The 13,964-nt window shown below is 47.1% G+C and carries 13 protein-coding genes; 12 read left to right on the top strand and 1 reads right to left on the bottom strand.

From position 1 onward, the window contains the following. Window positions 1-29: 29 nt before the first annotated feature. Window positions 30-929 carry a LysR family transcriptional regulator gene (locus ASL11_RS15770; RefSeq protein WP_056616005.1) on the bottom strand — a complete coding sequence of 300 codons (900 nt, stop codon included), beginning with the start codon at window positions 927-929 and terminating at the stop codon, window positions 30-32. A 249-nt stretch (window positions 930-1,178) separates the two neighbouring features. Here ASL11_RS15770 and ASL11_RS15765 point away from each other — a divergent pair, with 249 nt between their 5' ends. The 12 genes from ASL11_RS15765 (at window position 1,179) to ASL11_RS15710 (ending at window position 13,797) form a co-directional block, all read left to right on the top strand. Next, window positions 1,179-2,510, top strand: a complete 1,332-nt coding sequence (locus ASL11_RS15765) for an LLM class flavin-dependent oxidoreductase (RefSeq protein ID WP_056616003.1) — start codon at window positions 1,179-1,181, stop codon at window positions 2,508-2,510. Between the two features lie 13 nt (window positions 2,511-2,523). Beyond that, window positions 2,524-3,855 carry an LLM class flavin-dependent oxidoreductase gene (locus ASL11_RS15760; protein ID WP_056616000.1) on the top strand — a complete coding sequence of 444 codons (1,332 nt, stop codon included), beginning with the start codon at window positions 2,524-2,526 and terminating at the stop codon, window positions 3,853-3,855. A gap of 20 nt (window positions 3,856-3,875) precedes the next feature. Beyond that, window positions 3,876-5,519 (top strand): ABC transporter substrate-binding protein, encoded by a 1,644-nt coding sequence (locus ASL11_RS15755; protein WP_063795580.1) that lies wholly within the window; start codon window positions 3,876-3,878, stop codon window positions 5,517-5,519. 21 nt (window positions 5,520-5,540) lie between these two features. Then, a complete protein-coding gene (locus tag ASL11_RS15750) occupies window positions 5,541-6,464 on the top strand; it encodes an ABC transporter permease (RefSeq protein WP_056615998.1) in 924 nt (307 codons plus the stop codon). 21 nt (window positions 6,465-6,485) lie between these two features. After that, window positions 6,486-7,382 (top strand): ABC transporter permease, encoded by an 897-nt coding sequence (locus ASL11_RS15745; protein WP_056615993.1) that lies wholly within the window; start codon window positions 6,486-6,488, stop codon window positions 7,380-7,382. Window positions 7,383-7,385: 3 nt separating this feature from the next. Beyond that, window positions 7,386-9,422 (top strand): ABC transporter ATP-binding protein, encoded by a 2,037-nt coding sequence (locus ASL11_RS15740; RefSeq protein ID WP_056615990.1) that lies wholly within the window; start codon window positions 7,386-7,388, stop codon window positions 9,420-9,422. A gap of 47 nt (window positions 9,423-9,469) precedes the next feature. Then, window positions 9,470-10,279 carry a CoA transferase subunit A gene (locus tag ASL11_RS15735; RefSeq protein WP_162261652.1) on the top strand — a complete coding sequence of 270 codons (810 nt, stop codon included), beginning with the start codon at window positions 9,470-9,472 and terminating at the stop codon, window positions 10,277-10,279. Window positions 10,280-10,295: 16 nt separating this feature from the next. Then, the gene (locus ASL11_RS15730; protein ID WP_056615982.1) at window positions 10,296-11,081 is read left to right on the top strand and encodes a CoA-transferase; all 786 of its coding nucleotides are present in this window, start codon (window positions 10,296-10,298) and stop codon (window positions 11,079-11,081) included. 14 nt (window positions 11,082-11,095) lie between these two features. Next, entirely contained in the window at window positions 11,096-11,683 is a 588-nt protein-coding gene (locus ASL11_RS15725) for a cysteine dioxygenase family protein (RefSeq protein WP_056615979.1), read from the top strand. Window positions 11,684-11,731: 48 nt separating this feature from the next. Next, a complete protein-coding gene (locus ASL11_RS15720; RefSeq protein ID WP_056615976.1) occupies window positions 11,732-12,901 on the top strand; it encodes a CaiB/BaiF CoA transferase family protein in 1,170 nt (389 codons plus the stop codon). Window positions 12,902-12,904: 3 nt separating this feature from the next. Then, window positions 12,905-13,378: a DinB family protein gene (locus tag ASL11_RS15715; RefSeq protein ID WP_056615970.1), complete on the top strand. Its 474-nt coding sequence runs from the start codon at window positions 12,905-12,907 to the stop codon at window positions 13,376-13,378. Between the two features lie 122 nt (window positions 13,379-13,500). Beyond that, a complete protein-coding gene (locus ASL11_RS15710; protein ID WP_056615967.1) occupies window positions 13,501-13,797 on the top strand; it encodes a DUF6509 family protein in 297 nt (98 codons plus the stop codon). Window positions 13,798-13,964 lie beyond the last annotated feature (167 nt).

Genomic DNA, 13,964 nt, shown 5'->3' with positions numbered 1-13,964 from the left:
GAATACTGCTTTTTCTGTCTTTCTCAACCTCAAGAGGCCGAGGATACCGCGCTTTTCAGCTCCTTACGGAAAATCTCGACAAGGCTTTCGGTCGCTAAGCTGAAGGTGCTGGCATTCATTTTGCGCAGCAATCCTGTGACTAAACCTGAATCCAGATCATCAATTGCTTTAAGTACAGTGCCCTGCGGAGTAGGCGTTGCAGATATGACTGGAACAACCGCGATGCCGAAATCCGCTTGGACGTAGTATTTAAGTGCTGCCATATTGCCGATCTCCATGCCGGAGTAGGGACTGCCGCCATTTTCGAGCAAAGCATTCTCTAGCTTTTGACGATAAGGGCATTGCGAGTTTGTGATAAGTAAGTGCTCATGCTGTAAATCTCGTAGGCGAATAGAAGGTTTCGATGCTAACCAATGGGTTTCTGGGACGAGCAGTGCGAGTCTTTCGATGAAAAAAGGCTCAAAGGAATGGTCCAATCCCGTATTAGGCGTTGAGCAAATAGCCATATCAATGCTCCCCTCATGGAGCATCTGACCAAGCACTGTCGTGTTGCCAATGTGAATGCTGATCTTCACTTTGGGATGCTGACGCAGGAAAGGGCCAAGCAACTGTGGCAGTCGATAGCTGGCTGTGGGTTCCATGACGCCAAGACGAATGATCCCAGCATCCCCTTTGACTAGCTCGTCCATTGAAGCCTGCAGAAAATCATAATCCTTCAGCAACAGATCGGCATTCTGATGAAATAGTCTGCCAGCCTCCGTTAGCGTCAGCTTTTTCCCGCGTTCTAATAGTTTAACCCCCAGATCACTTTCGAGCTTCTGTATATGCATCGTTACGGTCGATTGGCCGTATTGCAGTTCCTCGGCAGCACGCTGAAAGCTACCAAGCCTGATGATGGTTTGAAAGGTTTTGATATTTCGAATATCCATAGGAACCCCCGTCCTCTCCTAAAATGATTCATGATTTGTGAAGTATACGATCGGATTTTTCAATTTTACAAAGTCTTACATCTATCATAACATGAATTCTAATTAATCCAAGTGGTTTACTCGTATATTCATAAAAACTGAATCAAGCGTTCATCTTTTTGAATTGTACAAGAGAAAGATCCTGTTTTATGATAAATACCATTAAGTGCATCGGAATAATCAAATATAAACAAACGGAGGCTGATTCGAATGGCAAAGGGTAAGAAAATTAAACTAGGTGCAATGATTCATGGTGTAGGCGGAGGCTGGGAAGATTGGAAGCATCCTGATGCCATCACGGATGCGAGCACGAACTTTCAATTTTATAAACATCAAGCGCAAACAGCGGAAGCTGGGAAATTTGATTTTGCGTTCATCGCAGATAGTGTTCATATCACTGAAAAATCAAGCCCGCACTACTTGAATCGTTTCGAGCCGCTGACCATTCTATCAGCACTTGCAGCCGTTACGAAACGGATCGGCCTTGTTGCGACAGTGACCGTCAGTTATAGCGAGCCATTCACTGTGGCTAGGCAATTCGCTTCACTGGATTTGATCAGCAAAGGGCGCGCAGGTTGGAACGTAGTTACCTCATGGTTATCGGGCAGTGCGAACAATTACAGTAAGGATGAGCATCCTCCGCACGAGAAGCGCTACCGCATTGCGCAAGAGCATGTGGATGTGGTGAAAGGCTTATGGGATTCCTGGGAGGATGATGCATTTACGCGGAATAAAGAGACAGGTCAGTTTTTTGACCCAGCGAAGCTACATACCTTGAATCACAAAGGTGAGTTCTTCTCCGTACAGGGTCCGCTAAACATTGCTCGTTCGAAGCAAGGGCAGCCTGTCATTTTCCAAGCAGGAACCTCAGAGGATGGTCGTAACTTTGCTTCCAAGAATGCAGATGCGATCTTCGTTGGACACGAGAATATCGAGGAAGCCAAGACTTATTATGCGGATATTAAACGCAGAGCAGCTTCCTTCGGTCGCAACCCTGATGACGTTTCGATCCTACCTGGTATTCGACCAATCATTGGCCGCACCGAAGAAGAAGCTGAACGTAAGTACCTCGAAACGGTTAATCTCGTATCGATCGACAAAGCGATTATCGCGTTAGGTCGCCCATTCAATGATTTTGATTTTAGCGTCTATCCTTTGGATGAACCTTTCCCAGAGCTCGGAGATTTGGGGGCTAACAGCCAGCAAGGCGGTTCAGCGAAGATCAAGCGATTGGCGAAAGAACACAATCTCACATTGCGCCAAGTGGCGCTGCGTTTTGCAACACCAAAAGGAAATTTCGTAGGTACACCAGAGAAGATTGCAGATACGATTCAGCAATGGGTCGAAGAAGGAGCGTCTGACGGTTTCATTATTGGTGTGGGGATACCGGGAGCGTTGCAGGATTTCGTCGAGTTGGTGGTGCCGATTTTACAAGAACGTGGCTTATATCGTACGGAATATGAACATGACACACTGCGTGGCCATTTAGGTCTGGAAGTACCGGTTAACCGGAATAGCAAAGCCAAAGTGCTGAACTCATAAGGAGGAGAAACACATGTCCAAACAAAGAAAACTTAAACTCGGAGCCACTATAACAGGCGTTGGTACTTCCAAATATACATGGCGAAATCCAGAAATTCCGGGGGATGCCAGTGTTGATTTTGATTATTATGCCGGGCAGGCGTTGCAAGCAGAGGAAGGCAAATTTGATTTTGTTTTTATCGTGGATAGCACATATATTACGGAAAAATCAGCACCGCATTATTTAAACAGGCTGGAGCCACTAACGGTGTTATCAGCGCTTGGAGCTGTTACCTCGAAGATTGGTCTGGTGGGGACGCTAACTGCGTCTTTCACGCAACCATTCACTGTGGCAAGACAGTTTGCTTCGCTGGATCATATAAGTAGCGGGCGTGCAGGATGGAACGTTGTGACGACGGGGCTTGAAGGTGCAGCTCGTAACTATAGCAGGGATGAGCACTATGCTCATGATGAGCGTTATCGGATCGCAGAGGAGCATTTAGAAGTTGTGCGCGGTCTATGGGACTCTTGGGAAGATGATGCATTCACACGAGATAAATCAACCGGTCAGTTCTTTGATCCGAGCAAGCTGCATGCTTTGAATCATAAAGGCAAGCATTTCTCCGTGCAGGGGCCATTGAACATTGCCCGTTCGCAGCAAGGTCAGCCGGTCATTTTCCAAGCTGGCGGGTCGGACGATGGTCGCAATTTAGCGGCGAAGAGTGCGAATGCCATTTTTACAGGACACGAATCGATCAAGGAAGCGAAAGCTTTTTACAAGGATATTAAAGAAAGAGCAGCAACATATGGTAGAGAATCTGATGAGATCCTCGTGTTCCCAGGCATCAGTCCAATCATTGGACGGACGGAAGAAGAAGCGGAGAGCAAATATCAGGCAATTGCAGGGTTAGTGACGTTGGAGGATGCGCTTGATCAGCTGGGTCGTCCATTTACATACCACGATTTCAAACAGTATCCGTTGGATGAGCCATTCCCGGATCTTGGCGATCTTGGCAGTAATAGCTATCGCAGCTCAACAGATCGAATTAAGCGAATTGCAAAGGAAGAGAATTTGACGCTTCGTCAAACGGCACTGCGATTTGCAACGCCAAGAAGCTCTTTCGTCGGTACGCCAGAGCAGATCGCAGATACGGTTCAACAATGGTTTGAAGAAGGCGCAGCTGATGGTTTTATTATTCATACGGGCATTCCTAGTGTGCTTAAGGATTTCGTTGAACTTGTTGTCCCTATTCTTCAAGAGCGCGGTATTTATCGGGAAGAGTACGAAAGTGATACGTTACGAGGCAATTTAGGGCTTGAAATCCCAGTAAACCGCTATACCAAACAGAGAATAGCCCAAGCATAAGCTTAGAGGGAGAGAAAGATATGAAAAAGAGAATCGGATCCATTATTGGCGGTTTACTTATTACTACTTTAATCGTAACAGGCTGTGGGGAAGCCTCGAAGAATGGAGGAGCCAAGGAAGGTGCAGCACAAGAAGCGGGTACGGTGACGCCAGGTGGTGAGCTTGTGTGGGCACTTGCAGGTACGGTGACATCTGACAGCTTGGATGCACATAAAGCAGGCTTCGCCCCAACGACTAGAGTTATGCGCTCCATCTATGACAGCTTAGTTGTGGAGCTTCCTGATCACACGATTAAGCCGTGGTTAGCAACCTCTTGGGAGCTTTCCTCGGACAAAAAGAGTTATACGTTCCACCTACGCAAGGATGTGAAATTCCATGATGGCACGCCGTTTAATGCGGAAGCTGTGAAATTTAACTTTGATCGGATTATCGATCCAGCGACCAAAGCGTCCATCGCATTGAACGAGCTTGGCTCGTATCAATCCACGGAAGTCATTGATGAATTCACCGTGAAGGTGAATTTTAAGACAACCTTCGCGCCGTTCCTGAGCAATGCAGCCAAAGTCGATTTAGGCTTCGTTTCTCCGACAGCTGTGAAGAAGTATGGCGATGCATTCCCGCAAAACCCAGTGGGAACGGGACCTTTTAAACTGAAGAAAATCACGCCTAGCTCACAAGTTGAACTTGAGAAAAATCCGGACTACAACTGGGGCCCTTCCAATGCGAAGCATCAAGGTCCTGCCTATTTAGATAAATTAACGGTGAAATACGTGGAAGAAGAAGCAACGCGTGTCAGCGTTCTGCAGAGCAAACAAGTCCAAGTGGCGGACATTATTCCTCCGCAGAATCTGGTGGCTTTGAAGGCGGATCGTAATTTTAATGTACAAGAAACAGAGCTGCTGCAAGCCAACTATACACTCTATTTAAATATTCAGAAAGCACCTTGGAATGATCTGAAAATACGACAAGCGTTCCGCTCGGCGTTGGATATCGATTCGGCAGTGAAGACGATTTACTTAGGTACCTCGAAGCAAGGCTGGTCGCCGCTTTCTCCACAGCAGTTCGGCTACTCACCGACTAGGGAGAATGCCTACAAAGTAGATGCAGCCAAGTCTAATCAAACGCTGGAAGAAGCGGGTTGGATTAAAGGAGCAGATGGCTATCGTTCCAAGGACGGTAAACGACTCACGGTCGAAGTCATTGATACACAAGGAAACCGCGAGAAGCGGCTTGATTTGATTGCGATATTCACCCAGCAGTTGAAACAAGTAGGGATCGAGCTGAAAGTGATTTCCTTGCCAACCGGGACTTACACGGACCGCCGCAATAAAGGGGATTATGACCTGATCGCAGGCAGTCAATTCTCAGGTGATCCAGATGTGCTCAGACAACTTTACTCGACCAAAGGTCCCTCTAAGGCAAATAATATTGCCAAAACGAATGATCCTAAATTAGATGAGTTTTTGGAGCAGGGCTACTTGGAAACAGATCCTGAGAAACGGAAAACGATCTATCAAAACGCCCAAGAGTACATTATTGATAATGTTTACGGGATTCCAGCCTATGTGTTCAACTATTCTGTTGCTTCCACGAAAGAAGTGAAGGGGATTACGTTCGATTCGCCGGCATGGCCTGTGTTCTACGATGCTTGGATTCAAAAATAAAATCACGAGGGGGAGTCACGGATGGTGAAGTATATCTTGAACAGGCTCATCGTCTCTATTCCAGTCATTCTAGGTTCGTTGACGCTTGTTTTCTTAATCATTCATTGGCTTCCCGGTGATCCGGCCCAGATGATTGCAGGTGAGGATGCCTCGCCTGAGCGCATCGACTATTTAAGAAAGCAATTTGGCTTAGATCAGCCGCTTTGGCAGCAGTATGCCGTGTATTTGTGGAAAAGTATTCGGGGAGATTTCGGGCATTCTTTCGCTAATAGTCAACCTGTCATAGATCGACTGCTAGCCCAGCTGCCCGCAACACTTTCTCTAGCTTTATTGAGCACTATTTTTGCCATCATCGTTGGCTTTATTCTAGGTGTATTATCAGCCGTGTATCAAAATCGTGTATTGGACTATATCGTGCGTGTCATTAGTTTGTTAGGCGTTTCCATGCCCAAGTTTTGGCTAGGTATCCTGCTTATCCTCGTCTTTTCGGTGCATTTACAGCTCTTGCCTGCAATTGGGAATGGCAGTTTTAAACAGTTGATTCTACCGTCATTCGCTTTAGGAGTGACAGGCGCTGGGATGTTAACACGGATGGTGAGAAACAGTGTGTTAGAGGTCATTCATGAACCTTTTGTCGTGACACTGCGGGCGAAGGGACTATCCGAAAAAATCGTGCTCTATAAGCACGTACTGCGGAATGCTTTGCTGCCTACGGTTACGATTCTTGGTTTGTTAGTTGGGGAGATGCTCTCGGGAGCTGTTGTGACGGAGACTGTTTTTTCCAGGCAAGGCTTAGGAAAATTAGTGGTAGACGCGATTAATCAGAAAGATATTCCGGTGATTCAGGCGGCAATTCTGATTACAGGACTTTTTAATATTTTGGTCAACTTGATGGTGGATGTGTCTTATTCCTATGTGGATCCGCGTGTCCGTAAGTCAGGATAATGATGAAAGGAGTTGGCGCTAATGCTGTTCAACACGGTAACAACAGAAAGGCTGCTGCGGAAGAGGCAGGAGCTTCTAAGTTTTCGATTTCGGTTGAAAAAGCTTAATTTATCCAAGGCACTGCTAAGCTTGTCGCTATTTATTTTAGCTTTTCTGATCTTGTGTGCCATCGTTCCCTCCTGGATTGCTCCTTACTCGCCAACGGAAATGCTGACGGATCAACTCTTGAAATCGCCAAGTTTTTCGCATCCGCTTGGAACAGACCAATTCGGTCGTGATGTATGGACACTCGTCATCTATGGCAGCAGACAATCGCTCGTTATGGGGGTCGTGTCCGTCGTAATTGGTGGTTGTATTGGGACATTATTCGGACTTATTGCGGGGTATTGGGGCGGTACAGTCGATTCGTTGTTTATGCGTTTCAATGATATTTTGATGACGATCCCGGGGATTCTGTTGGCGATAGCGATCTCGGTTGCCCTCGGACCTAGCTTTTTTAACGTGATATTGGCCATAAGTGTGGCTACGATACCTGGAAAAGCAAGAGTTGTGCGCAGCCAAGTGATTTCGATTCGCAATCGGCCTTTCATTGATGCTGCGCGTGCGGTGGGGACTTCACATCTCGAAATCATGCTCCGTCACATTCTGCCGAATTGCTTCTCTCCATTACTCGTCATGATGACGATCGGTGTAGGGAGCTCCATTCTAGTAGGTACAGGTCTAAGCTTTCTTGGGCTTGGTGTGGTGAAGGAAATCCCAGATTGGGGTTATATGCTCTCCCAAGGACGCAGCTATATGACGGTAGCTTGGTGGGTAGCTACGTTCCCGGGGCTGGCTATTACATTATTGGTCATTGTGGTTAATCTGATTGGTGACGAAATTCGTGATCGCATGGATCCAAAGAAATCGAGGGCATAGCGTATGAAACCATTACTCGAAATAGATGCATTGTCAGTTGATTTTCAAACAGCCAGCGGTTCACTCAATGCGATCAACAATATTAGTTTAACCATCGGAACAGGCGAAATTGTGTGTTTGGTCGGGGAGTCTGGGAGTGGAAAGACGATAACCTCTTTGTCGATTATGCGTCTGATTAACTATGATGGCGGCTATATTTCACATGGGGATATCAAGCTCGATGGGCAAAGTTTAGTAGAACTGACACAGAAGGAAATCAGTGATCTCCGTGGGAAGAAAATCGCAATGATTTTCCAAGAGCCGATGACGGCACTAGATCCGATCTTCACAATTGGAAGCCAAATCGTAGAAGTCATTGTTCGTCATGAGCGAATTTCGAAGCTGGGAGCTAAGGAAAAGGCGATATCCTTACTGCGCAGAGTGGGCATTCCCGAACCAGAAATTCGGATGGGGCAATATCCGTATGAGCTATCAGGTGGCATGCGCCAAAGGGCGATGATCGCCATGGCACTAGCATGCGGACCTGAGCTGCTTATTGCGGATGAACCTACAACAGCGTTGGATGTAACGATCCAAGCGCAAATCTTGAGCTTGCTCCGTGAGCTGAAAGATGAATTTCAGATGTCGATTCTATTAATTACCCATGATCTCGGAATTGCAGCTGAAATGGCGGATCGTGTCGTGGTCATGTATGCGGGGAAGGTTGTTGAGCAATCACCCGTGCATCAATTGTTCGAAAATCCAGCCCATCCCTATACCCAAGGGCTTCTACATTCCATTGTTACATTGGATAATGTTCGTGGCTTGAAGCTGTATACGATCAAAGGTACGATTCCCAGCTTATCTCAATTGCCGACAGGTTGCCGATTCCATCCCCGTTGCCCTTATGCAACGGATCGCTGTTTAAGTGAAGACCCGCCACTGCAGGAACTTCACGGCCGTGAGGTGGCGTGTTGGAATGCGGAGAGGATTGATCATTTGGCAGCCGAGTTTTTCGGGGATGCGGTAACGACCGCTCCTGTCGAGCTGCTTGGTAACGAGGGGCTTCGTGATGATGCCTGGTTGCTGGGCTCGGAGCCGCCGTTGCTCCAAGTGAAGAATGTGAAGAAATATTTTCCGATTCGTCAAGGATGGTTCGGGCGAGGACGTTCCTCCATTAAAGCGGTTGATGATGTGTCTTTTGACATACGTAAAGGGGAGACTTTCGGTCTTGTCGGAGAATCCGGTTGTGGGAAATCTACGCTAGGCCGTGTACTTCTTCAGCTGGAAAAAGCGACAGCGGGCAGTATTCATTTTGAAGGGAGAGATCTCACTCAATCAGGTTCACAGGGGTGGAAGGAAACACGACGTGACATGCAAATTGTGTTTCAGGATCCGTATGGCTCCATTAATCCCCGTTGGAAAGTGGGAGATATCATTGGTGAACCCTTCTGGGTGCACGAGTCCTTACGAGGATCTGCCAAAAGAGCCAAAGTAGAGTCCGTCATGGAGCTTGTGGGATTGAATCCGTCCTGGTACGATCGGTTGCCGCATGAGTTCTCAGGCGGGCAGCGCCAACGAATAGGGATTGCTCGCGCGATTGCATTGAATCCGAAGTTTATTTTAGCTGATGAAGCCGTTTCCGCTTTAGATGTTTCTGTCCAATCGCAGATCGTCAATCTGATGCAAGATATTCAGCAACGCATGAATTTGACGTATTTGTTCATCGCACATGGCCTGAATATTGTTCGCTACATTTCGAATCGTATTGGCGTTATGTACCTAGGAAAGCTAGTTGAAATTGCACCAACAGATGAGTTGTTTAGGCATCCTGCCCATCACTATACGAAGGCGCTTCTATCCGCCATTCCAGTGCCAGATCCCAAACGTAAGCGGAGTTTCGTACCCTTGGAAGGCGAAATGCCATCACCTGCGAGGCCGCCTTCCGGCTGCCGCTTTCATACACGCTGCCCGGCGGCGACGGCACTTTGCCGTGAAGTTGTGCCTGAATTAGCGCCGATTGCACCCGGTCATTATGCCGCTTGTCATTATCCATTGTAAGAAGGGGAGTTTACTTGAACAACCTCTTGAAAGAAGGAGTGAGTTATGTGCCATCCAAAATAATTTCCATCCAAGAGGCTGTTGCACAGATTCCGGATGGTACGAAGCTTGCTATTAGCGGCAATATGGAAATGTCCCCGATGGTCCTTATTCGTGAAATCATCCGTGCCAAGCGGCGCGAGTTATATCTAGTTTGTACGGGGGCTGCGGCAGTGAATGCCGATCTCCTGATCGGAGCGGGGGTGGTTTCGACTGTGGAATTCTCACAGATTTCGTTGGGAGAGTATGGATTTGGACTGAACTTCCGGCGCAAATTTGAGCAAGGCGCAATTGTCGGATTAGAGCATGCTTGTCCAACGCTGACTGCAGCGATAGGGGCAGGTGCTTCAGGTATCCCCTTCACGCCAGTGCGAGGGCTTCTCGGGACGGATTATATGCAAATTAGACCGGATTTTCATGAGATCAAGAATCCATACAATGCGGAGGAGCGTATAGCCATCGTGCCGGCGATTCGACCAGACGTAGCCATATTTCACGGCTACAAGGCGGATACGCTGGGCAATGTGATTGCTCACCCAGCGCAGAACAATCGACTACTCGCACAAGCTTCAGTGAAATCATTTGCTACGGTGGAGGAGATCGTGTCCCCCGAGGAGCTGTTAAGTGAAGCTAACCATGGTGTAGCGTTCATCCCATCGTTGTTTCTCAGCGGTGTCATTCATGCACCTGGTGGTGCTGTACCAACGGCTTGTCCAGGTTACTATGAGGTAGATGATGACGAAATTTCCATTTATATCGAAGCATCTAGATCGGATGCTTCTTTTGAAGAATATGTAAAGAGCTTATTTAACACGTAGTGAGGGGAGGTATCGTATGAGTCGTATGGAGCAGGTTAGGTTGTCTTCCTATTCCATGGAGGAAGCGATGATTTGTTACTTGGCAAGAGAGCTGCATAATCACGAGGTTATCGGAGTCGGGAATAACTCACCTATCCCTGCTGCGGCTGCATTGCTTGCCAAAGCGAGGCATGCGAAGCAAGCCTCTGTTTACATTCTCGGTCAGTGTGATTGGCCTTTTCAAGGAACGAAAGAGTTCTTTGATCTCATGCAGCGGGGAGAAATGGATGTGTTCTTTCTAAGCGGTGCTCAAATCGACAGCTACGGACGCATCAATCTGCATATGATTGGCGATTATGGCAAGCCGAAGGTAAGACTCCCTGGAGGAGCAGGCTCAGGGGTTGTTTATTTTACATGCAAACGCATTTTCTTATTTAAAACAGATCATGGTATCAAAGGATTCCCTGAAACGCTCGATTTCGTTACGTCGATACCTTCTTCGGGGAAAGGCATTTATCATCAAAACGGATTAGTTGGCGTGTATACACCGCTGGGGGTAATGAAACCGATCGGGCCCGATGGCAGATTAAAGCTAGCAGCAACCGTTCCAGGCGTAAAGCCAGCTGAGGTACAGGGGAAAACTGGTTTTGATCTAGGTTTGAACAACGATGATGATACATCGATTCCAAACCTTGAACCCCCTTCAACGAATGAGTTAGCGACACTTCGTTATGAGGTAAGTCATGAATTGAGACGCATTTATCCATTGTTCGCGAAGCAACACTTCGGTGCTTATTTGAAAGGTGCAGTAGTTCAATCATAGAAAGAGGGATGGCCATGAGTGCGAACCAAGCATTTCATCAGTTGGAAGCGAATATTTCAGGTATTTTAGCTAGTCATCAGGATTATCGGACAATCATTGATCATGTGCGGCCGCATTTGCAAGAATTGCTGACCAATGAGCAGTTGCTTCCTGAGGACTTACAAGTGCCGCTGCCGAATAAATATGCGCAGTATTTACTGTATAGGCCGGAGAACGAGTCCTTCGCCGTTATTGCATTCGTCTGGGGGGCGGGTCAGGTTGCCCCGGTTCACGATCATTTGGTTTGGGGGTTAGTCGGTGTTTACCGTGGGTCAATTGTTGAGAAAAGGTATCGTCGTGAAGATCACGGCGAATCTGCTGAGCCACGCTACACAATTCGTGAGGTATCGGAGGTTACAGCTACGCAAGGTGACATCTCCTTTGTGTATCCGCCGGATTTTGATATCCATGGCGTTGCGAATCCATTTGATGAGGTCGCGATTACGATTCACATTTATGGGACAGATATCGGGAAACAGCCGAGGCATATTCATGATGTGGCCTCTGGGAATGCGCGAGATGTGATTACGAAGCATGATAATGCTAGCCCTGTTTTTAGCTAAAGAGAAGGAACGATTGCTAACAACCAAACAAAGAGGAGCGAAGCGCATATGAGCAAGAACAATCACGGCCCTCTTGCAGGCATCAAAGTTATTGAATTCGGTCAAATAGCGGCAGGTCCCTTCGCGGGAATGTTGTTTGCTGATCTGGGCGCGGATGTGGTCAAGGTGGAACGGCCTGAAGTGGGGGACAGTATGCGAGAATGGCCGCCATTTATCACAAACGAAGAAGGAGAGAGTTATAGCTCCAATTTCAGTTCGTTAAATCGGAATAAACGCAGCATAGCGATTGATTTTAAAGCACCTGCGGATCTTAAACGACTGCGTGAGTTATGTGCGCAAGCCGATGTCATCGTGGAAAATTACCGACCTGGCGTATTGGCGAAATTTGGCCTTAGCTATGAGCGATTAGTGGAGGAGAACCCGAAGCTCGTGTATTGTTCCATTTCTGGTTATGGGCAAAAGGGTGCTTACGCACAAAAAGGCGCCTTCGACGTGACTATTCAAGCGATAAGCGGATTGATGAGTGTGACGGGGGAAGAGGATGGCGCACCTGTCAAATGCGGGGTTCCTGTGGCTGATTTCGTGGCAGGGCTCTATGGTGCCTACACAGTTGTTGCGGCGATTCATCAAGCATCTCGAAGCGGGAAAGGCAGTTACATTGATTGCTCCATGTTAGCTAGTGTGCTAGGGATATCCGCGTTGCAGACTAGTGAGTATTATGGCAATGGCGAGGCGCCGAAGCGTTTGGGCAGCGCGCATCCACGCAATGCACCGTATCAAGGTTATCATGGCAGTGATAAGCCATTCGTTATAGCAGCTGGCAACGAGAAGCTGTGGCGTGAGGTGGTGGATGCGGTGGAACTACCAGCGTTAGCGGACGATCCACGTTTTCAGAATCAAACGCTGCGCGCAAAGCATCAGAAGGAACTTGCACTGCTTCTGCAGGAAGCATTCAGCCTGAAAACCGCTGCAGAATGGCTCGACATTTTTGATGGACGAGGTGTCCCATGTGCGCCAATCAATACGTTTGAGGACATTTTGCATGATCCTGTGGTGAAGGAAAGTGGCTTGATTCATGAGCTAACGCTTCCTAATCATACGCAAACTACGACCGTAGGCTATCCCGTTAAGCTAACGGACTACGAGTTTCAGATTTATCGCAAACCGCCGCTTAAGGGTGAGCACACAGAAGAAATTTTTCAAGAATGGGGTGTATAGAACGTGAGTGAGACAACAAGGCTTCATATTGATATTTACCTTGCAACTTCGGAATTAATTAAACAACGCGTTAGTCAGCTTTCACGTGAACAATTGGAATGGAAGCCTGCTTCCGAGAAGTGGAGCGTCAAAGAAGTCGTAGCTCATCTCGTCGATGCCAGCTTCGTGCACGCTGTCCGCATTCGTAAAATTGTTGCAGAAAATGGCAAAGAGTTTCTCCTCTATGATCAAGATGCATGGGTTGCGAGCTCACAAGCGAACCAGACGGAGTTGAGTGACATACTACTTGCGTTTGATGCCATACTTGCCTATAATTCACTGTTCTACGGGCGTTTGACAGATGAGCAGTGGGAACGTAAGGGGAATAACAACGGTAAAGAAATCTCCATCGCTGATTTGTTTCAAGGCTTTATTCGTCATGTGCAAACGCATTTGCTGCAAATTGGGCGTAACTTGGATGCTTTAGGTGTGAAGTAAAGGTAGGTATATCTTGTGTGGAATACCGATAGGGGCATTTCTAGAGCGATCTGGAGGTGCCTTTTTTCTTTTGCGCGTATTTCGGTTATACTAACAGGTGCAGAAGAGAAAGGGGCGGTACTATGTTTACGATTACAACTTACACAGTAGAATTGATTAGAGATCCTTTTAAGATTTTGACGGGGCAACGTTACGAATTTATCATCGATATCGAAGTCGAGGAAGATGATGAGCTATATTCCGAGAGCGGCCTATATATCCGAGCGATCTACAATGTGACCGAAGAAACATCAGCACTTATGAAATACGAGTTATACGAGAAAACGACCGAGCTTTATCTGGATTTCGACCTGGAGGACGATGAAGTCGCCGTCGTGGAAGCGTTCTGTAAGGAGCATTACTCGGAAGGAAATGAATAAGGAGGAGCGATATTGCTCTTCTTTTTTTTTTGCGCATAGTTGAGAGCTATAAATGAATTACTGTATTTTATACAGCTAATTTTGTTCGAGTTGCCCTCGTTTCCTGATTAGATGGATTTACTACAGTTATTTATAGGTGTTTTTAGTGGTTTAAGCTTATTTGGAGA

It is taken from the genome of Paenibacillus sp. Soil750 (genome assembly GCF_001428045.1).
GTDB lineage: Bacteria > Bacillota > Bacilli > Paenibacillales > NBRC-103111 > Paenibacillus_E > Paenibacillus_E allorhizoplanae.
This window is presented reverse-complemented; position numbering and strand designations above follow the sequence as displayed.